Annotated in this window: 22 protein-coding genes and 1 tRNA gene; 12 read left to right on the forward strand and 11 right to left on the reverse strand. The window is 74.6% G+C overall.

Annotation, left to right across the window (positions count from 1 at the left end; all coding sequences use genetic code 11):
- Positions 1 to 7: 7 nt before the first annotated feature.
- Complete coding sequence (locus tag ACWCYY_RS04535) at positions 8 to 547, reverse strand: YrhB domain-containing protein (RefSeq protein WP_449795081.1); 540 nt, start codon at positions 545 to 547, stop codon at positions 8 to 10.
- Positions 548 to 628: 81 nt separating this feature from the next.
- Here ACWCYY_RS04535 and ACWCYY_RS04540 point away from each other — a divergent pair, with 81 nt between their 5' ends.
- The 3 genes from ACWCYY_RS04540 to ACWCYY_RS04550 all read left to right on the forward strand — a co-directional run bounded on the left by ACWCYY_RS04540 (position 629) and on the right by ACWCYY_RS04550 (position 2,645).
- A complete protein-coding gene (locus ACWCYY_RS04540) occupies positions 629 to 1,012 on the forward strand; it encodes a PadR family transcriptional regulator (RefSeq protein WP_449795082.1) in 384 nt (127 codons plus the stop codon).
- Positions 1,009 to 1,608 carry an HAAS signaling domain-containing protein gene (locus ACWCYY_RS04545; RefSeq protein WP_449795083.1) on the forward strand — a complete coding sequence of 200 codons (600 nt, stop codon included), beginning with the start codon at positions 1,009 to 1,011 and terminating at the stop codon, positions 1,606 to 1,608. Before ACWCYY_RS04540 ends, ACWCYY_RS04545 begins: the two co-directional genes overlap by 4 nt.
- Positions 1,609 to 1,694: 86 nt before the next feature.
- Positions 1,695 to 2,645: a hypothetical protein gene (locus ACWCYY_RS04550; protein ID WP_449795084.1), complete on the forward strand. Its 951-nt coding sequence runs from the start codon at positions 1,695 to 1,697 to the stop codon at positions 2,643 to 2,645.
- Positions 2,646 to 2,672: 27 nt separating this feature from the next.
- On the opposite strand, the gene ACWCYY_RS04555 is transcribed toward ACWCYY_RS04550, so the two are convergent.
- Positions 2,673 to 3,167 (reverse strand): hypothetical protein, encoded by a 495-nt coding sequence (locus ACWCYY_RS04555; RefSeq protein WP_449795085.1) that lies wholly within the window; start codon positions 3,165 to 3,167, stop codon positions 2,673 to 2,675.
- A 59-nt stretch (positions 3,168 to 3,226) separates the two neighbouring features.
- Positions 3,227 to 3,412: a hypothetical protein gene (locus tag ACWCYY_RS04560; protein ID WP_345280950.1), complete on the reverse strand. Its 186-nt coding sequence runs from the start codon at positions 3,410 to 3,412 to the stop codon at positions 3,227 to 3,229.
- A gap of 238 nt (positions 3,413 to 3,650) precedes the next feature.
- Here ACWCYY_RS04560 and ACWCYY_RS04565 point away from each other — a divergent pair.
- Positions 3,651 to 3,724, forward strand: a tRNA-Met gene (locus tag ACWCYY_RS04565).
- 86 nt (positions 3,725 to 3,810) lie between these two features.
- Here the strand turns inward: ACWCYY_RS04565 and ACWCYY_RS04570 are convergent.
- Together ACWCYY_RS04570 and ACWCYY_RS04575 are read right to left on the reverse strand one after the other, a co-directional pair.
- Positions 3,811 to 5,484 (reverse strand): BTAD domain-containing putative transcriptional regulator, encoded by a 1,674-nt coding sequence (locus tag ACWCYY_RS04570; RefSeq protein WP_449795086.1) that lies wholly within the window; start codon positions 5,482 to 5,484, stop codon positions 3,811 to 3,813.
- 227 nt (positions 5,485 to 5,711) lie between these two features.
- A complete protein-coding gene (locus tag ACWCYY_RS04575) occupies positions 5,712 to 6,368 on the reverse strand; it encodes a hypothetical protein (protein WP_449795087.1) in 657 nt (218 codons plus the stop codon).
- Positions 6,369 to 6,637: 269 nt separating this feature from the next.
- Between ACWCYY_RS04575 and ACWCYY_RS04580 the strand changes: the two genes are divergently transcribed.
- The 3 genes from ACWCYY_RS04580 (at position 6,638) to ACWCYY_RS04590 (ending at position 8,597) form a co-directional block, all read left to right on the forward strand.
- Positions 6,638 to 6,760: a hypothetical protein gene (locus tag ACWCYY_RS04580; RefSeq protein ID WP_449795088.1), complete on the forward strand. Its 123-nt coding sequence runs from the start codon at positions 6,638 to 6,640 to the stop codon at positions 6,758 to 6,760.
- Positions 6,761 to 6,846: 86 nt separating this feature from the next.
- Positions 6,847 to 8,229, forward strand: coding sequence for an NAD(P)/FAD-dependent oxidoreductase (locus tag ACWCYY_RS04585; RefSeq protein WP_449795089.1), 1,383 nt, complete (start codon positions 6,847 to 6,849; stop codon positions 8,227 to 8,229).
- A gap of 86 nt (positions 8,230 to 8,315) precedes the next feature.
- Positions 8,316 to 8,597: a hypothetical protein gene (locus ACWCYY_RS04590; RefSeq protein WP_345280942.1), complete on the forward strand. Its 282-nt coding sequence runs from the start codon at positions 8,316 to 8,318 to the stop codon at positions 8,595 to 8,597.
- 242 nt (positions 8,598 to 8,839) lie between these two features.
- On the opposite strand, the gene ACWCYY_RS04595 is transcribed toward ACWCYY_RS04590, so the two are convergent.
- The 3 genes from ACWCYY_RS04595 to ACWCYY_RS04605 all read right to left on the reverse strand — a co-directional run bounded on the left by ACWCYY_RS04595 (position 8,840) and on the right by ACWCYY_RS04605 (position 11,435).
- Positions 8,840 to 10,210 (reverse strand): FAD-dependent oxidoreductase, encoded by a 1,371-nt coding sequence (locus tag ACWCYY_RS04595; protein WP_449795090.1) that lies wholly within the window; start codon positions 10,208 to 10,210, stop codon positions 8,840 to 8,842.
- Positions 10,211 to 10,329: 119 nt separating this feature from the next.
- Positions 10,330 to 10,920 (reverse strand): DUF421 domain-containing protein, encoded by a 591-nt coding sequence (locus ACWCYY_RS04600; RefSeq protein ID WP_345280936.1) that lies wholly within the window; start codon positions 10,918 to 10,920, stop codon positions 10,330 to 10,332.
- Between the two features lie 89 nt (positions 10,921 to 11,009).
- A complete protein-coding gene (locus ACWCYY_RS04605; RefSeq protein WP_449795091.1) occupies positions 11,010 to 11,435 on the reverse strand; it encodes a hypothetical protein in 426 nt (141 codons plus the stop codon).
- A 152-nt stretch (positions 11,436 to 11,587) separates the two neighbouring features.
- On the opposite strand from ACWCYY_RS04605, the gene ACWCYY_RS04610 reads away from it, so the two are divergent.
- Both ACWCYY_RS04610 and ACWCYY_RS04615 read left to right on the forward strand, forming a co-directional pair.
- Positions 11,588 to 12,091, forward strand: coding sequence for a hypothetical protein (locus tag ACWCYY_RS04610; protein WP_449795092.1), 504 nt, complete (start codon positions 11,588 to 11,590; stop codon positions 12,089 to 12,091).
- Positions 12,092 to 12,305: 214 nt separating this feature from the next.
- Positions 12,306 to 12,536 (forward strand): hypothetical protein, encoded by a 231-nt coding sequence (locus ACWCYY_RS04615; protein WP_449795093.1) that lies wholly within the window; start codon positions 12,306 to 12,308, stop codon positions 12,534 to 12,536.
- Positions 12,537 to 12,591: 55 nt separating this feature from the next.
- Here ACWCYY_RS04615 and ACWCYY_RS04620 read toward each other — a convergent pair whose 3' ends face one another.
- Positions 12,592 to 12,813 (reverse strand): hypothetical protein, encoded by a 222-nt coding sequence (locus tag ACWCYY_RS04620; RefSeq protein ID WP_380150470.1) that lies wholly within the window; start codon positions 12,811 to 12,813, stop codon positions 12,592 to 12,594.
- A gap of 201 nt (positions 12,814 to 13,014) precedes the next feature.
- Here ACWCYY_RS04620 and ACWCYY_RS04625 point away from each other — a divergent pair, with 201 nt between their 5' ends.
- Together ACWCYY_RS04625 and ACWCYY_RS04630 are read left to right on the forward strand one after the other, a co-directional pair.
- Positions 13,015 to 13,968: a GlxA family transcriptional regulator gene (locus ACWCYY_RS04625; RefSeq protein WP_380150471.1), complete on the forward strand. Its 954-nt coding sequence runs from the start codon at positions 13,015 to 13,017 to the stop codon at positions 13,966 to 13,968.
- Between the two features lie 173 nt (positions 13,969 to 14,141).
- Entirely contained in the window at positions 14,142 to 14,822 is a 681-nt protein-coding gene (locus ACWCYY_RS04630; protein ID WP_449795094.1) for a DJ-1/PfpI family protein, read from the forward strand.
- Positions 14,823 to 14,938: 116 nt separating this feature from the next.
- On the opposite strand, the gene ACWCYY_RS04635 is transcribed toward ACWCYY_RS04630, so the two are convergent.
- Both ACWCYY_RS04635 and lysA read right to left on the reverse strand, forming a co-directional pair.
- Positions 14,939 to 15,319 (reverse strand): hypothetical protein, encoded by a 381-nt coding sequence (locus tag ACWCYY_RS04635; RefSeq protein ID WP_449795095.1) that lies wholly within the window; start codon positions 15,317 to 15,319, stop codon positions 14,939 to 14,941.
- An 847-nt stretch (positions 15,320 to 16,166) separates the two neighbouring features.
- Entirely contained in the window at positions 16,167 to 17,540 is a 1,374-nt protein-coding gene (lysA, locus tag ACWCYY_RS04640) for a diaminopimelate decarboxylase (protein ID WP_449795096.1), read from the reverse strand.
- A gap of 287 nt (positions 17,541 to 17,827) precedes the next feature.
- On the opposite strand from lysA, the gene ACWCYY_RS04645 reads away from it, so the two are divergent.
- The gene (locus ACWCYY_RS04645; RefSeq protein WP_345285343.1) at positions 17,828 to 18,403 is read left to right on the forward strand and encodes a universal stress protein; all 576 of its coding nucleotides are present in this window, start codon (positions 17,828 to 17,830) and stop codon (positions 18,401 to 18,403) included.
- The last annotated feature ends 144 nt before the right edge of the window (positions 18,404 to 18,547 follow it).

An 18,547-nucleotide genomic window follows, 5' to 3' on the forward strand; every position in this document is an offset into this window, starting at 1 on the left:
GCCGCCGTCAGACGGCCGGGCCGGCCACGGTTTCGATGTGGGCCGGGGTCGGGAGGGGGAGTGGGCGGGTCAACTCGTAGAGCTCGTCCGGGGGTTCGGATCCGTCGCGGACGGCGGTGAGATAGGCGCGGGCCTGGTGGAGGAGCAGCCGCGGCGCGACCCTGCGGAGGTGGGCCAGGGCGGCCACCGCGCCGTCGGCGGCGTCCAGGGCACGGACGGCGGCGGCGAGCCGGTCGGGGGAGCGGTGGCCGTGGACGTGCATCAGGTACTCGTCCGTCCAGCCCTCGTCGGTCCACCAGACCGCGTTGACGTAGTGGAGGCTGCCGTCCACGCCGTCGACCACGAGGTGGCCGCCGTTCCAGCCGACGGCGTGCGGCTCGGCGTGCGGGTCGAGGTCGGAGCGGTCGTAGTGGATCAGCCAGCCGGCGTGGGGGATCTTCTTCACGCGCTGGATGTGGAACGGGGGCGCGGTCTCCGAGTGGGGCCAGCTCTCCTTCTTGGCGAGGTGGGCGCGGAGGATCTCGAGGGCGCGGTCACGGCTGATCACCCTGCCATCCTGTGGCACCGGTCAAGCGGGTTTCGCCTCGCTGTTGCGCCGAGCCTTGCACCGCCTGCTATCTTGCATCGCATGGTACCTGGCGACACACACACGGGCGGAGGTGGCGCCGACCCGTCGGACGGGGCGGTCGCCACCCAGCTGCGCAAGGGCGTGCTGGAGTACTGCGTCCTGGCACTGCTGCGCGACGCCCCGCGCTACGGGGTCGAGCTGCTCCAGGAGCTCGAACGCTTCCCGACGCTGGCGACCAGTCAGGGGACCATCTACCCCCTGCTCTCCCGGCTGCGCCGGGCCGGGCTCGCCGACACCTTCCTGCGGGACTCCGCCAGCGGACCGTCCCGCCGCTACTACACGCTGACCGAGGCCGGCCGCGCGGCGCTGGAGGAGTTCACCACGCTGTGGCCCGCCTTCCGCGAAGCCGTCGACCACGTCCTCACCCCGGGAGAGAAGCCGTGAACAACCCCATCGACCACCCCCTGGTCCGCGAACACCTCGACGCCGTCGCCCGGTTGACCGCCACCCTGCCCGCCGAGCGTCGGCGCGAGCTCCTCGCCGACCTGCGCGAGCACGTCGAGGTGGCCCTCGCCGAGGCGTCGGAGGGGGACGAGGCGGCGGCCCGGCAGGTGCTGGAGCGGCTCGGCACTCCCCGGCAGATCGCCGACGCGGCGCTGGCCGAGGAGGGCCAGCCCCGGCCCGTCGCGGAGGGCGGGCGGCGGACCACCGTCACGCTGCTGACGGCCGGCCTGGTCCTCCCGCTGCTCCTCGTCCCGGGCGTCGGTCCGGGCCTCGCCCTGATCGCCGCGATCGTCGCGGCCGTACGGGTCGCCCGGGCCCCGCAGTGGTCCGCGCGCGAGAAGCGCCGGGCCGCCCTGCTGCTGCTCAGCCCCCTGGTGGTCGTGCCGCTGGCCGGTGTCGCGATCGCCCTGACCACGGCCATGGGCCTGACCCCGGCGGCCGTGCTGGCGGCCTGCCTGGTGGGCTTCGCCCCGACCGTGCTCGCCGTGGCCCTGCTGGCCCGCTCCGCCGCCCGGGTGCGGGCCGCCGCTGCCTGAGTCCCCGGCGGGGGCTTGACCCTGACACCGTGTGAGGCCGTTGGCTGAGCCCGTCGGCCCCAGAGGAAACGGAAGAGGACCACCGCATGTTCGGCTACACCGGCTCAGGCCCCTACTGCTACACCAACTCCCTCGCGATGCTGCTCGGGCCCGCCGCCCCGTCCACCACCGTGCTGGAGACCCTGACCGGCTCGGCGTTCGGCGCCGAACTCATCGCCGGGGAGCTGCCCTTCTTCAGCCCGTACGGCTGGGACCCGGAGCTCGGCCTGGACGCGGCGGTCGACCTGCTCGGCTGGCGCTGCGAGCGCACCGCCGGAGGGACGGCCGAGCAGGCGGTCGAACGGCTGCGGCGCGCCTGCGCCGAAGGCGGACCGGTGCTCGCCGGGCCGGTGGACATGGGCCTGCTCCTGTACCAGCCGGGCACGCCGAACGCCGACGGCGGCGACCACTACGTGGTGGTCCTGGAGGTGGGGGAGGACGGCACCGTGCTGCTCCACGACCCGCACGGGCACCCGTACGCGACCATGCCGCTCGACGCCTTCACGGCCGCCTGGGCGGGGGATTCGGTCGCCTACACGGCCGAGCCGTACGTGCTGCGCAGCGGCTTCGTGCGGGAGCGGGAGGTCGGCACCGAGGAGGCCCTGCGGGCCTCGCTGCCGGGTGCGGTGCGGTGGCTGGCGGGCCGTCAGGAGCTGCGGATGCCGCCCGGCTCGCTCGGCGGGGAGGCGGCGCTGGAGGCGCTGGCACGGCAGGTGGAGGCCGGGCTCGCGCCGGGCGTGCGGGACCTGCTGCAGCACTTCGGCGTCCGGGTCGCCGCGCGGCGGCTGGCCGACGCGGCCTCGTGCCTGACCCTGCTCGGGCTGGACGCGGCGGCCGCCGAGGCGGCCGGGCAGGCCCGCGCCCTCGGCGGCCTCCAGTACCCGGTGGTCACGGGGGACGACGCGGCCCTCGCCGCCGGGCTGCGCCGCCTGGCGCCCGGCTACGCGCGCCTGCGGCGGGCCCTGGAGGCCGCCCTCGCGGACGGGGCGGCGGTCTGACGGGCGGGGCGGCGGCCTGACGGACGCTCAGCCGGTCGGCGGGAGGTGCCGGGCCGGGACGATGGCGACGAGGTCGGATCCGCCCGGCAGGGCGCAGGGCACGTCCTCGATCCGCGCCGACGCGTCGTCGGTCGGGAGGATCCAGTCGAAGCAGGCCCGTACCCGGGCCTCGTCCGGGGCGCCGATGCCGAAGCGGGCGTGGCCGACGGCGTCGACCGTCAGCCGGATCGCGCCCGGACGGATCTCGGCCTCCACATCGGTGCCGTGGGCTCGGCCGTAGCCCTCGGCGGCGGTGGCGGCCCATGCCGCGTCCTGCTCCGAGCGGGACGGGAGGTAGCTCTCGCTCATCCGGGCGGCGGCGCCCTGGGACACGGCGAGCGCCCTGTCCCGGGCGTCGGCGAGGGCCTGGTCCCCGCCGGGGGCGAGCCAGGTGGTCCAGGCGTAGCAGGCGGCCACCGCACAGGCCGTCACGACGGCCGAGCAGACGCCGAAGACGGGCAGGAGCACCGTGCGGACACGCATCGTCGGCGACCTTTCGCGGCTGGGACTTCGAGGGGACGGAACGCGAGGCCCACGGCTGCTCAGCGCTTGAACAGCGGTGGGAGGAGGATGACCGCCACCGCGCCGAGGATCAGCACCAGCGCCAGTCCGAACCCGCGCAGGAGCCGGCCGAGCGGTGGGCCGGAGGCGAGGGCGGTGAAGGCCGCGCCGACCACCAGCACGATCAGCAGGACGACGCCCGCGAGGGCCACGACTCCCAGTGCCATGGGTCGATCCTGCCTCGGAGGGTGTAGGGGCTGGTGCGGGTGGTGCGGGTGGTGCGGGTGGTGCCGGTGAGGGCCGCAGTGCGTGAACACTCGGTGGGCACCAAGTCATTACAGCAGCTTCACAAGGTGCAAACCGGACATCGGGCCCCGTCCGAGGTCACGGCTGGATACCGTTCGTCGGCGATCGGGTTATCGATTTCGTGTTGGCCGGGTCATGGCGTAGTGTCGTGTTCACCGACGCGGGGTGGAGCAGCTCGGTAGCTCGCTGGGCTCATAACCCAGAGGTCGCAGGTTCAAATCCTGTCCCCGCTACGAAGAGGAGCCCGGATTCGGCACGCAGCGCGTGCCGAATCCGGGCTCCTTCCGTTTCCTCGCGTTCCTCGCGTTCCTCACGTTCCTCAAGGGGCGGCCGGGGGGAGCCCCAGGGAGTGGAGCATGCGGGCGTGGCCCAGGCGGGACCGGGCCGCGGCTGCGGGGTCGCCGTTGCGGCGGTGGGCGGTGATGAGCAACTGCCAGGCCTCCTCGCGGAACGGGTCGATCTCCAGGCTGCGGGCGGCGGTCTGGGCTGCGGCGGCCGGGGCGCCGTCGAGGAGTTCGAGCCGGGTGAGGGCGAGCGCGGCCTCGGCGGCCTCGCGGCGGTAGTGCTCCCGGCGCTCGACCACCCACTCGGCGGGGCCGTCCTCGGGGAGCAGGTCGCCGGTGTAGGTGCTGAGGGCCCGGCGCAGGCCGGCCCGGCCGCCCTGGGCCACCGCCTGGTCGAACTGCCGTACGTCGCACGACCACTGGTCGGGCACCCGGAGCTGGTAGGCCTCGCCGAGGCGCTGCAGGAGCTGCGGTGTGCCGCGCGCGGCGCCGGGCTCCAGCAGGGCGCGGAGCGAGGACACCGCGACCTGGAGCGAGCGGCCCGCCGCGGCCGGCGGGCGGCCGGGCCAGAGGGATTCCATCAGGATCTCGCGGTGCACCGGCCGGTTGGGCTGGATGGCCAGTATCCGGAGCAGGGCGCGCGCCCGGGGCCTGGTCAGGCCCCAGTCCAACAGCCGCCCGTCGCGGCCGAGTTGGAAGCCGCCGAAGCAGCGCAGGGTGGTGGCGGGGAGGGTGGGGGCGGGAGCGAGGTGTCCCTGGAGGTGGAGCCGGAGCAGGGGTGCCACCCAGCGGCCGTCGGGGGTCAACAGGGCGCGGTCCTCCGTGAGTTCGGCCAGCAGCCAGTCGCTGTCGGTGCGGCCGGTGACGGCGTCGCAGCGCTCGGGGGTGAGCACCGGGAGGGCGGAGACCTGGGCCAGGAAGCTGCGCAGTGCGGCCGGCAGCGGGGCCAGCACCTCGCGGTCCAGGTAGGCCCGGGCGAGCGGCCCCGGGCGGGGGGCGCCGCCGAGCAGGAGGAGGGCGGCGGGCCAGCCGGCCGCGAGCTCGTCCGGGGCGGTCGTGTGACCGTCCGCCGCGGCCGCCGGTCCGTGCTCGGTGGCGACGTGCAGCCGGGCCGTCTCGGCGGGGCCGAAGCGGAGCTCGGCGGGGCCGAGCACGGTGGTGCCGGCGAGTTCACGGCGGGTCAGGTTGATCAGGGGGCGGCGCCGTCCCGCCGCCACCACCCGCAGGCCGGGCGGGGCGAGCAGGGCCAGCTCCTCGACTGCGGCCTCGGCCGGGGTGCCGTGCACCTGGTGCAGGTCGTCGACCAGCAGGAGGACGGGCCGGCCACGGCCGCCGCAGGCGCGCAGGAAGCCCTCCACCGTGCCGCCGGACTCCGGGAGTTGGCGGCCGAGCGCGCTGAGCAGCGAGTCCGTGCCGGTGGTGCCCCGGCAGGGCTGCCAGCGGACCACGCGGGTGCCCGGCCCGGCCCGGTCCGCGGCCTGGGCCAGCAGGGTGGACTTGCCGAACCCGGCCGGGGCGACCAGCAGGGCGAGCGGGCTCCGGCCCGCGTCGGCCGGCCTCGGGAGCACCCGGTCGAGGAGCCGCTCCCGGAGCAGGACGGGCGGCCGGTCCTGCCCTCGGTCCGCCTGTCCGTCGGCTCGTTCGCCGGCCCGTCCGTCCGCCCGTCCGTCCGCCTGACCGCCTGCCTGCCCGTCCGCCTGTCCGGTCATCCGTCGGGCCGGAGCCCGGGCCGGGCCCTCCTCGCTCGTTCCGCGCACAGTCCGCAGCGCTCCCACCTGCACGATGAGACACCATCAGTCGCCGCCCGCACCTGGGCACGGACACTGTAGGAGCTGCCCACCGCGCACACCAGAGGCGCACATCGCGCGCGCATCCGGCGCGCGGTGGGCTTGGTGCGCCGTCGAACGAGCACCTGGACGCGGTGGACGCGGCGGACTCAGGGGCGGTACAGCTCGTCGATCTTGTCGATCTTGCCGGAGCCCTTCTCGAGGGTGACGGCGAACTGGTTGCCGTAGCAGCCGTAGGGGAGACGGACGGAGTTGCGGTCGGTCAGGCAGGTGTCGAGGTGCTTCATGAAGTCCTGGAGCGGGAGCTGCCTGGCCTTCAGCTCGTGGAGCACGGAGCTCTTGACCTCGTTGGTCAGCTGGAAGACCTTCACCGGGCCGGTGGCCTCGAAGTAGCCCTCGCCGGGGACCTCGGGGCCGCAGCGGAAGACGGTCTCCTGGGCCTTGATCCAGACCGAGGTGGAGTAGCCGACCTCGACGGCCTGGAGCACCCGGCCGACCTGGGCGGCGTTGGCGGTGCAGTCGGCGGACGGTGCGGCGCCGGGCTTGGTGGTCTTGGTGGCGCTCGGCTTGGCCGGGCCGGCGGTGGGGGTGCCGGTGGATCCGTTCGTCACCGGGGTGGCGGCCGAACCGGGCGTGGTGGCGGTGGGCGTGGCGGTGGTGCTCGGGGCGACGGCGGTGTTGGCGGTGCCCGGCGCGGCCGCGGACGAGCCTCCGTCGCCCTGCGGCCCGCAGGCGGTCAGGGCCAGGCCGGTGGCGGCCAGCAGCAGGGCGGTGGTGGCGGTGGTGGAGAACTGGCGGACTCGCATGGTGCTTCCCCCGAAAGGTGAGTGGGCGTTGGTCACCCCTCCACACGGGCGTCCCCCCGGGGTCGGTCGCACCCTCTGACGTGCTGTGACGGGAACCGGACATTGTCACGGGGGCGCGCGGGCGGGAAGTGCACGCTCCCTTGTCGGCCTCCGGGGCCGGTGGTGTGATGAAGTGACCGGTCGCTGCGCCAGGTGGGGGAGAACCCCGTGGCCCGGGCGGCGGTTCGGTCTGACGGTCCACCAGGCGGGGTACGGGGCGGCTCGACGGGGTGACGGCGGCGGCAGCGGTGATCGCGGCCGCAGCGTTGACGGCGGTGGTGACGGCAGTGGCGGCGGCAGCGTTCGCGGTGGCCGGGCGAGGTGACCGGGAGGCGGCGGCGGTGCGGCTGTGACGGCCGAGGCGACAAGCGGACGGCAATTCGTCGTCAAGTCGCGCGGGCCATGCTCGTTCCGGCAAGCGCACGACGAGGAGGACGGCATGACGGGTGGGAAGAGCGGCGGGCACGCGGTCGTCGCAGGGGCTGGGATCGGCGGGCTGCTCGCGGCCCGGGTGCTGTCGGAGACGTACGAGCGGGTGACCGTGGTGGACCGGGACGCGCTCCCGGAGACGGCGGCCGCCCGGCGCGGGGTTCCGCAGAGCGGGCACGCGCACGGAATGCTGGCCAAGGGCTTCCAGGTGCTGGAGGAGCTCTTCCCCGGCCTCGGTGAGGACCTGGTCGGCCAGGGGGCACTGGTCCGGGACGCGCAGGCGGACGTGCGCTGGTTCAACGACGGGTACGAGATGAAGCAGGCGCACTCGGGCCTGCCCTGTCTGCTGGTCAGCCGGCCCGCGCTGGAGCGCTACCTGCGCTCCCGGGTGGCCGCGCTGCCCGGTGTGGAGGTGCGCGACCGCTGCGAGGTGCTGGAGCCGGTCGCCGACCCGACCCGGAGCCGGATCACCGGGGTACGGGTGCTGGAGGTCAACGCCGAGCCGGAGCAGCTGACGGCCGACCTGTTCGTCGACTCGACCGGCCGCAGCAACCGGGGCGAGGCCTGGCTGCGCTCGCTCGGCTACCAGCCGGCCCCGGAGGAGCGGATCGACTCCAAGGTGGTCTACGTCTCCCGGGAGTACGTGCGCCGGGCCGGCGAGGCCGACGCCGACGCGTACGTGGTCGGCGCCACCGGGGCGGTCCCGCGCGGCGGCGTGGCGCTCAGCGCCGAGGGGGACCGCTGGCTGGTCACCATGTTCGGCATGAACGGCGACCACCCGCCGGTGGACCCGGAGGGCTACCTGGGCTTCGCCGCCCGGCTGGCCGTGCCCGAGCTGCACCGGCTGATCGAGCGTCTGGAGCCGGTCACCGAGCCCAAGCTGATGCGCATTCCGGTCTCCATCCGGCGGCGCTACGAGAAGGTCGAGCGGATGCCGGAGGGCTACCTGGTCTTCGGCGACGCGATCTGCCAGTTCAACCCGACCTACGGCCAGGGCATGACGGCGGCGGCCTGCCAGGCGGAGGCGCTGCGCGAGGCGTTCGGCCGGCTGCGCGGGGCCGCCGCCGCGAAGGAGTTCTTCCGCCGGGCGGCGCAGGTCACGGACGTGCCGTGGGACATGTCGGTGGGGGCCGACCTGCGGTACCCGTTCGTGGAGGGCAGGCGCACCCTGCGGGTCAAGCTGCTCAACCGGTACGTGGGCCGGCTGCACCGGGCCGCGGCCGAGGACGCCGCCACCGGCCGGGAGTTCCTGTGGGTGGCCAACCTCCAGGCGCCGCCGCAGCGGCTGTTCGCCTGGAAGGTGCTCGGCCAGGTGCTGCGGCCGCGTCCGTCGCGGGCGGCCGCAAGGCCGGCGGTGCGGACCTCGGCGCAGCCGGGGACCTCGGCCACCTGAACGCCGGGACCGTCGCGGGGGACCGGCGGGGAACCGTCGGCGGCGACGGGCGGGGAACTGTCGGTGGGGACCGGCAGGATGGCGGGATGGACGAACACGACGAGGAGCTGTTGCTACGGGGCCGGGTCTACGGCGCCGACCACGGGGCGCCCGACCAGGGGCCGCTGCCCGGCCGCGTCTACCGCGAGCTGGTCGGGGGTCCGCTGGACGGGCTGCTGCTGGACGTCACCGGTACGGCCGAGGACGAACTGGCGGCGGGGGCGGCCCTGGTGACGGAGCTCGGCTCGCACGGCCCCGGCGGCCGGGCGCACTACGAACCGCGCCCGTCCGACCAGGGCAAGTGGGACTGGGTCGGCGACTCGCTCTGACGAGCCGCCCGCCCGGAGGAGCGGGCCACCCTGGCCCACGGGGGTGGTCAGGGTAGCCCGTTCGCTCGGTGCGGCCCGCCGCTCGAGGTCCTCGCCCTCCGGGGCCGCCCGGTGGCGGGGTCAGGTGCTGAAGGCCTCCTGGTAGGCGGGGGTGGTGATCGGGAGGCGGCCGAGCAGCGGCTCGGGGAGGTCGAAGGCGTCCACCAGGAGGAGGGCGTGCCCGGCCAGCCGGTTGAGGCCCGTCAGCGGGCCGGCGCCGACTCCGGCCGCCTGCTGACGGCCCGTCGGGCGATCTTCGTCAGGACCGAGGGGTGCATCAGCAGGGAGGACGGGGCGGTCATGTTGGCCACCCGGACGAAGCGGGTCCAGACGTCGGCGTCGTACCGGGCGAGTGCGAACACCTGCTGGTTGAACCAGTGTGCGAAGCGGGCGGCCAGGGGCCGGTCCGACTCGCTCCACATCAGGTCCGAGGTGGTGGAGAGCGACCACGGCACCTTGATGATCGCGGCCGCCCGGCGCAGGTAGTCCCGGCTCAGGCCCGCCAGGCCCGTGCCCGCCGCCCGGCGACGGCGCAGCAGCGAGCCCAGCATGTCGGTCTCGATGGCGGGGACGGTCAGCCCCTGGCCGTAGACCGGGTTGAAGACGCAGAGCGCGTCGCCGATCGCGATCAGCCCCTCCGGCCAGCCGGGGTTGCGGTGGTGCAGGCGCCAGGTGCTGCCGGGGTTGGTGTAGCGGTGCAGCTCGTCGTGGCTGCTGCGGCGGGCGATGTGCTCGGCCAGGCGCGGGTTGTCCAGGGTGCGGGCGTACTCCAGGAAGCCGTCCGGGTCGGTGGGCGGATGCTGCTCGAAGCCGAACAGCGAGCAGACCCAGCGGCCGTTCTCCACCGCCAGCATCGCGCCGCCGCGCCGCACCGAGGGGGCGAAGCTCATCTGGTACGCGAGGTCGTACTCCTGCGGCTCCGTGGTGCGGTCGAAGACCATCGTGGTGTAGGTGATCTTCGCCTTGACCGTGTTCCGCGCCGAGACCGGCAGCCGGGCCCCGGTCAGCCACTCGTCGATCGCGGTGGTGCGGCCGGAGGCGTCCACCACCAGGTCGGCATCGGCCTCCAACTCCTCGCCGGCCGCGGTCCGGTAGCGGACCGACCCGATCCGGCCGTCGGCGGCGCGGCCCAGGCCCTGGACGCGGACCCCGCCGAGCAGCCGGACCGGCGGCAGGTCGAGCACCCGGCCGCGGATCCGCCGCTCCAGCTCGTCCCGGGTGAAGCACTGCACCCGCACACCGGTGGTGGTCCGGGTGGCGTAGCCGGTCGGCAGCAGGAAGCTGATCCGCTCTCCGTAGTCGAAGACCGGCGCCCCGAGCGCCTCCAACTCCGCGCGCAGACCCGGGAAGAGCTCCTCCAGCACCTCGGCGCCCTTGGCCAGCATCGCGTGCGCGTGGTACCCCTGCGGGGCGCTCGGATGCGCACCGGTCTCCCGGTCCATCACGTCCCGCTCCAGCACCAGGACCTCGGCGAAGTGGTCGGCCAGGGTCCGCGCCGCCAGCAGGCCGGCGTAGCCGCCGCCGATCACCACGGCCCGTCCCCAGGCCGGGCTTCCCGCGCTCGTCTCGTCCATGCCTGCCGCTCCCCGCTCGTCGGGCCACCCGTCCGTGCCCCACTCCATCCTGTGGCTCCGGGGGTGATCAAGGGGGACCGAGGGGCGCGCGGAGGTGCACGGGCGGCGCTGACGCGGTGTCAGGGTGCGCTGGGCGGAGTGCCGTTGGCGGGTCGGTACTCCGGCAGGCGGGCCTGGAGGTCCGCGAGCAGCGCGCGCAGGGCGGCCACGTCGTCCTTGTCGGCGACCTGGTCGCCGGGCCGCAGCCGGACCAGCAGCGTGCCGCCCGGCTCCAGCACCACCAGGGAGGCCTCCTCGATGGAGTCACCGCCCTGGTGGTGCACCGCGACGTCCAGGTCCGCCGGGCGCAGCCCCTGACGGCGGATCATGCGGCGGTCGTACGCCCCGTCCCGCGCCAGCACCGTCTCGGTCCCCTGGAACAGCCGCGAGAACCAGTCCCAGCGCGCCGCCTGACGCACCAGCACCGCATCGGTGAAGAGCAGCACGACGGCGCCGAACAGGCCGCCGCTGAGCGAGTTGTCGTCCCCGATGACGGCGTTCTGCACCACGTTGGAGAGCAGCAGCATGACCACCAAGTCGAAGGTGTTCAGCTGCGCCAGCCCGCGCTTGCCGACCACCCGGAGCAGCACCAGCAGCGCCAGGTAGACCACCACGGTCCGGACGGCCTTCTCGGCGTACGGGACGCCCGCGTCGAACAAGTCCTGCCACATCCGCCCGAGGCTAACCGCGGTGCGGCGGCCGCCCGCCGCGCCGCGCCGCCACCCGTCCCCGGTCGGCCCAGCGCCGACGCGGCCCTCGTCTACGGCAGGCCCGCCGCGACCTCGAAGCCCGACGCCTCGTCCCACGGGACCGCTCCCCACAGCCGCTCCAGGGCCGTCCCGATCCGGCCGACCAGTGGCCAGTCCGGGGCGTCCCCGACGAGGGTGACCGTGGCGAGCAGGTCGCAGCCCCAGACGCCGTGCCCGTCATCGGGCGAGGCCTCGATCACGAACTCGGCGATCCGCGCCACCCCCACGTGGACCTCCAGGGTCAGCAGGTCACCCACCGGCCGGCCGTCGGGCCCCGCCGTCGCCAAGCGGAACGCGGAGACCCCGTCGGCGAGGCCTGGGCAGCTCTCCCCGAACAGCGGCCCACCGGTGGCCAGGAGCTCGTCCAGCAGGAGGCTGACCGCGCTGTCCGCGTGCTCCTCATCAGCGCGGCAGAAGAAGCTGAGCCGGTACGCCACGATCCGCCCCGTCCTCGCAGGAGCCGTCCCCGCCCTTCGGGGAAGCCGTCGGCGACCCTACCGGCACTCCGGACGCCTCCGGGGACCGCCGCGGAAACCACCTGGCCACACCGGTGGTCGCTGCGGCATGCTGCCGGTTGAGGGGAGGACCGATGTCCCTGTCGGAGGACGCGACCACCCGCCTGTGGTGGCTCGCTGTCGAGCGGGCAGCCGGGTGGCAGGTCGGCGCCGACCGTCTGATCGAGGCGGGCCTCGCGGCCTTGCTCGACGGCGTGGACTGCCAATCCCTGCGCTTGCTGGCGGGGTTGGGGCGATCGGAGGAGTTGGAGGCGGCCTCACTGTTCGAACGGACTCTGGAGGAGCTCGGTGTCGCCACTGCCGTCCCGGCCGACGCGGACCAGGCCCTGTGGGCGATGGCCCGTTGCTGGGCGTCCAGGATCGTCGACGGTCGGCTCGACCCCCTGGAAGGAGCGGACCTGATCCTGTGGTACGTCTACGTGCCGCTGGACGGACCGGAGGAGCTCCACGCCATCACCGAGGGAGCGATCGACCGCGACCCGAGTCGGACCGTCCCGCCGGAACAGAAGCGGACCAACACCATCCGGGCCGCCGAGCGGTTCCTCGGGAAGCGATCCCCGGATCCGTCCGGACCCTGACCCCGTGACGGTGCTTCACCGGGGCCGATGGCTGCGGGGTTGGTCAGTCCGGTCGTTCTTCGGCACCGGTCGGCGGCGTGGGATGTCCCGCGAGTGGGAGCTCAACGTGACCGGGGACCGCAAGCGCAAGGCGGGCGTTCGTGCCCACCAGGACGTCGTATCTCATGGCCCGGAGGCAACTCGTTCTGCAGACCTTGCCCGAGGTGACGGTGAGGTGGCAGAGACCGTCGCATGGCTGGGCGAGAACGTCACGCGGATCGAGACCCCGACCGCGAGCAGCTACGGCGTCAAGCACGTGATGGAGCGGGCGGGCGGCGCGTACGTCACGAACGGCGTGTTCATCGCTGCCGCCCTCATCGCGGGCTACCCCTTCAAGTACGACCAGCCGAACGTGCTGTTCGGCATGAGCGCTCGTGATCTGAACCGGCTGCGGTCGATCCGCTGACCGAGGGACAGGGAGGGGGCTCCGGTGGGGGTGGGGGCCACCGGAGCCGGTGGGGTCAGTGGGCGCGGTCCTGGAGGTCGGCCATGGCGACGGCGGCGCGGATGTACTTGTTGCGGCCGAGGTCGCCGATGTTCTTGATCTTCAGGGCTTCGAGGGCGGTGCCGTGGGCGTCGGTCAGTCCGGCCAGGGCCGCGACCGGGGCGTTGAGCACCTCCTCGAGGGTGAGGTTCTCGTAGGCCTTGTCGAGGAGCTTGTCGAGGTCGGCGGTCACCGTCATGGCACAGGTCCCTTGCTTGTCGGAGCGGTCTCCCGACAGCAAACCCGTCGCGGGCGGGCCCCGCACTCCGGATGCGGCGCCCGGATGAGAGCGCGGTGCCGGTCCTGGCTCCGCTCCCGTGCCCGACGTCGGCGGTGGTGGCAGAAAAGGTGGGAAGTGCGTCATTGCTGACGCGGCGTCGGCGCTGGGAGGGTGGAGGGCATGGAGCAGCGCAGTGTGCTGGTGGTCCTCTTCGAGGACGTGCAGAGCCTGGACGCCACCGGGCCGTTGGAGGTGTTCGCCGGGGCGGGCGGGGTGTCGCCCGGGTACCGGGTGAGCACCGCCGCGCTCGGTGGGGGGCCGGTGCGGGCGGACAGCGGGCTGCGGCTGCTGCCCGACCACGACCTTGCGGAGGTCGGCCCGCCGCACACCCTGGTGGTGCCCGGTGGCCAGGGCACGCAGCGGCCGGACCCGGTGCTGGTGCGGCGCATCGCCGAACTGGCCGCCGGGGCCGAGCGGGTGGCCTCGGTCTGTACCGGCGCGTTCCTGCTCGCCGAGGCCGGTCTGCTGGCCGGCCGCCGGGCCACCACGCACTGGGCCTACTGCGAGGCGCTGGCCCGCCGCTTCCCCGAGACCGAGGTCGACCCGGAACCGATCCACGTCCGGGACGGCCCGATCGCCACCTCGGCCGGGGTGACGGCCGGGATCGACCTGGCGCTGGCCCTGGTCGAGGAGGACCACGGCAGGGAGGCCGCGCTGACCATCGCCCGGCACCTGGTGATGTTCCTGCGCAGGCCCGGCGGCCAGGCGCAGTTCTCCGTCCAGCTCTCCGCCCAACTGGCGGAGCGGCAGCCGCTGCGCGAGCTCCAGCAGTGGATCGCCGAGCACCCCGCGGAGGACCTCTCGGTCCCCGCGCTCGCCCTCCGGGCCGCGCTGTCGCCCCGTCACTTCGCCCGCGCCTTCACGGCCGAGGTCGGCGTCACGCCCGGCCGCTACGTGGACGGCGTCCGGCTGGAGGCGGCCCGGCGCCGCCTGGAGGAGGGACGGGAGGGGATCGAGGAGGTCGCACGGGCGTCCGGCTACGGCACCACGGAGGCGATGCGCCGCGCCTTCGCCCGCACCCTCGCGGTGACGCCGGGGGAGTACCGCAGGAAGTTCGCCGCCGAGCCGAACTGAGGTGGCGCGGGCGTGCGGCCACGGCACCGCGGAGGCGATGTTCAGGGCTCTCGCCGCATGGCCCCGCGGTGACGTCCGGGGAGTACCGCCGGAAGTTCGCCGCCGAGTTGCTCCGCCCCGAGCTGCTGCGCGCCGCTCGGTTTCGATGAGGAAGACGACCAGGGAGGAAGACCATGAAGATCGCGATCCTGCTCTACGACCGCTTCACCACACTGGACGCCGTGGGCCCGTACGAGGTGCTCGGCCGGATGCCGGGCGTGGAGGTGGTGTTCACGGCCACGGCGGCCGGACCGGTCCGCGGCGACCAGGGCAGTCTGGCGTTGGTGGCGGACGCGGCGTTGGCGGAGGTGACCGCGGCCGACCTGCTGCTGGTGCCGGGCGGGCCCGGTACGGAGGCGGTCCTGACGGACCCGCAGGTGCTCGACTGGGTGCGGGAGGTGGACGCGGGGAGCTCCTGGACCACCTCGGTCTGCTCGGGCTCGCTGATCCTGGCCGCGGCCGGTCTGCTGACCGGGCGGCGGGCGACCACGCACTGGGCCGGCCACGAGGTGCTGGCCCGCTTCGGCGCCGTGCCGGCCGAGGAGCGGGTGGTCTTCGACGGCAAGTACGCGACCGCCGCCGGGGTTTCGGCCGGGATCGACCTCGGCCTTCACCTGACCGGGCTGATCGCGGGGGACGCGGTGGCCCAGGCGATCCAGTTGATCACGGAGTACGACCCGCAACCGCCGTACCGGGCCGGCTCCTTGGCCACCGCGCCGACGGAGGTGGTGGCCTCGGTCCGGGCCGCCGGGATCGAGGTGGATCCGGCGCTGATCGACCCGGCCTCGCCGTTGGCGGCGGCCGCCCGGGCCTGAGGCGCGAAGGGGCGGGGGCACGGGGGACGAGGAACGGGGGACGAGGAGCGGGGCGGCGGCGCGTCCGGCGGCACAGGGGTGTGCCGGACGTGCCGCCGCCCCGCTCTGTCGCTCCGTCAGGCGGAGGGGTGGGTACAGAGGGTGGTCTGCTGCTCCGGGGTCAGTGCCGGGGCGGTGGTGACGCAGACGATGCTCAGCTCGTTGGTGACCACCTTGGGGGTGGAGACCGAGGCCGTGCCGGTGCGCAGGGCGGTGCTCGAGGAGACCGTCAGCCAGGGGCTGCCCCAGGCGCGCTGGGTCTTGAGCTCGACCTTGACCAGCACCGGCTGAGCGCTGGTGGAGGTGAGCCGTGCCAGGCCGGCCAGGCCGCCCCCGTCCCGCTGCTGCCAGGCGCAGGGCTGGCCGGCGAACGAGGTCTCGGTGGCGCAGGTGACCGGACCGGAGGTCACCGCCGGAGCGGCGGAGGCCGTGGCGGGCACGGCGAGAAGGGCGGTCATACCGACAGCAACGGCTGCGATGCGGGTGCGCATTACGGTGTACTCCCTAGGAATCGAAGGCTTTTGGCCCGACGGGGTGAGTCTTGCACACCGTGCGCGCATCATCACTGTGTGGATCGTCACACGCTTGGTAGCCGCGTGAACACCGTGGGCTACCGAGATGGACGGCTCGCGACCGCCGGGCGGTCGAAGTGAACGACCGTCGTCCGCCGGGCTACCGGAGCCAGTGGGCGGCGGGCGCTCGGGGGCGGTCGGGCCATCCTCCGTGTGCTCCGGCGCACACCTGATGCCGGCCGTCGGCGACGGCGGGCGACGGGAACTCGCCGACGCTGTCCGTGACTTGCTGTACGAAGTGGGCGGCGGGTGGTGGACGTACCAATGGTCGGACCGTCCCCTGGCCGGTGGCCCGCATCGGTGCGAGCAGGGTCTGTCCAACTCCCTTCTGTTGCAGACTGATTGCGGGAGGATCCGGATCCGTGGGGCGCGCCGGTTCTGCCGTCTCGTTCGCGTGAGAAGCACCGGATCCGCCTGACGGGTCGTCACTGTCCGTGGTGAGCTGAACCGGTACAGCAAGTCGTGACCGGGCGGCACGGATGCGGCTCGTCAGGCCGTACGATGAGCGCGGACCGCCCCACGGCACACGGGACCACCGTCCTGGAAGGCCGATGGATTCCGCCATGGCTCCGTCCAGTCGGACGAGTCCCTCACCGTGGTGTGCGTGGCCTTCCCGGACCGGGACGGTCGCGTCGGTGGTCCGCCAAGCTTCTCCCGTCGCCCTCGGGCGGGCGGGGCGATCGGGTTCCGGACCTCGCGGGGCCGGGTGCCGGTGTGCGGTACGGACCGGTGCTCAGGCGTGCACCTCGCGGGCGCGGAAGTCCTCCACCGTCTCACGGCGGATCAGCAGCCGTGCCCGGCCGTCCCGGACGGCGGCCACCGCGGGCCGGCCGACCAGGTTGTAGCCGGAGGCCATCGAGAGTTGGTACGCCCCGGCCGCCGGAACGGCCAGCAGGTCTCCCGGCCGCAGGTCGGCGGGCAGCCGGGCGGCCCGGACCAGGACGTCGCCCGCCTCGCAGTGGCGCCCCACCACGTCCACCTCGCGCAGGGCGGCGCCGGCTGCCGGGGCCCGGCCGGCCAGGCGGGCGCAGTAGCGGGAGCCGTAGAGGGCGGGGCGCGGGTTGTCGCTCATGCCGCCGTCCACCGCCGCGAACACCCGGCCGTCGGCGCCGGTCTTGACGGTCAGCACCCGGTAGAGCGCGACCCCGGCGGAGGCGACGACGGCCCGGCCCGGTTCGAGCAACAGCCTTGGCAGGTCCAGGCGGTGGAGCGCGCACTGCTCGGCGAGGCGCCCGTGCAGGGCGTCGGCGAGGTGGTGCGGGTCGAGGCCCCGCTCGCCCGGCAGGTACGGCACGCCGTGTCCGCCGCCGAGGTCGAGCTCGGGCACCTGCACGCCGTGCCGGTCCCGGATCTCGGCGAGCAGTGCGACCAGGCGGTCGACGGCCGTCAAGTAGGGCTCGGTGGAGGTGATTTGGGAGCCGAGATGGCAGTGCAGACCGGCCAGGACCAGCCCCGGCTGCTCCAGCACGCGCCGCACCGCCTCGGCGGCGTCGCCGCCCTCCAGGGCGAAGCCGAACTTCTGGCCGGTGACGCCGGTGCGGACGGCCTCGTGGTGGCCGGCCGCCACTTCGGGGACCACGCGGACCAGCACCCGCTGCGGTACGTCCGCGAGGGTGAGGGCGGCGAGCCGGGTGATCTCGGCGTGGTTGTCGACCGCGATCCGGCCGACCCGCAGGCGCCGCGCCAGCCGCAGCTCCTCGGGGCTCTTGGCGTTGCCGTGCAGCAGGATCCGCTCGGGCGGGAAGCCGGCGGCCGCGGCCAGCCGCAGTTCGCCCTCCGAGCAGACATCCAGTCCGAGCCCCTCCTCGGCCACCCATCCGGCCACGGCCGAGGAGAGGAACGCCTTTGCGGCGTACAGCACTTCGGCCTCCGGGAAGGCGGCGCGGTAGTCGCGGCAGCGGGCCCGCAGCTCGGCCTCGTCCAGGACGTAGAGCGGGGTGCCGAAGCGGTCGGCGGCCTCGGCGAGGCTGACCCCGCCGATGGACAGGTCACCGGAGGGGGAGGCGGTGGCGCCGGCGGGCCAGGGAGGGCCGAGGGGAGTCGGAGCGTCGGCGGGATCGGCGGGATCACCGGGGCCGTCGGGGTGGAGGCGGAAGCAGGTGGTCACGGTGTGCGCTCCGAGGGGGATGGGTGGGCCGGGTTCGGTTCGACGCTAGGGCGGATGCCGGTGCGGGGGTCGATTCCTGACGCTCCGTTGACCGTCCGTGCCCCGGTCCGTACAGGCCCTTGACGCCGTGGGGGTGACGGCGGGGCGGCCGCCGGGGGCCGTGTCAGGGAAGTGTTGGGATTCGAACGGCCCTCGTCAGGGAAGCGTCAACGGGCGGCTCAGGGGGGTGCGGGAGCGGTTTTGCTGTCTGCCACACAGCCGGACGAGCGAGAGCAGGGGACAGCGGGATGGACGAGCAGGGCGGGGACCGGGAGACACGGCGGCCGCGGCGGATCGTCGTCGGGGTGAGCGGCTCGCTGGGCAGCCTCGCCGCGCTGCACCGGGCCGTCGCGGAGGCGCGGTGGACCGGCTCCGAACTGCTGGCCGTGCTGGCCTGGCTCCCTCAGGGCGGAGAGGCCGGCTACCGCCGGGCCCCCTGCCCGCCGCTGCTGACGGTGTGGGAGGAGAGCGCGACGGCGCGGCTGGCGGAGGCCCTGGAAGCCGCGTTCGGTGACGGCGGGCCGGTGGGCGTGCGGCTGAGGAGCTGCGTGGTGCGCGGGGAGACGGCGCGGGCGCTGGCGCTGTTCGCCGACCGGCCGGACGACCTGGTGGTGGTCGGCGCGGGCAGTGGCAGCCTCCTGCGCAGGGGTCTGCGGGCGTCGGTGCCGGCGGAGTGCCTCAAGCGGGCCGTGTGTCCGGTGCTCGCGGTGCCGCGGCCGTCGCTGCAGCGGGAGTTGGAGGGCCGGTCGTGGCGGCACCTGTGGCACCTCCCGGCGAGGCTGGTGCCCGCCGACGGGGCGGGTCGGGTCGCGCGCGAGCGGTGAGGCGGGGCCTCTGGCCCGGTCGGCCGGGCCGCTGCGGGGGCGGGGCCGGAGCGGGATGGTTCGGAGGGGCGGCGGGCCGGAGGGGTGGCGGGTCGGCAGGGTGGGGCGTACGGTTCCCGGTCCTGCGGTGGTCGGCCGGTCGGG

Source organism: Kitasatospora sp. NPDC001664 (genome assembly GCF_053596675.1).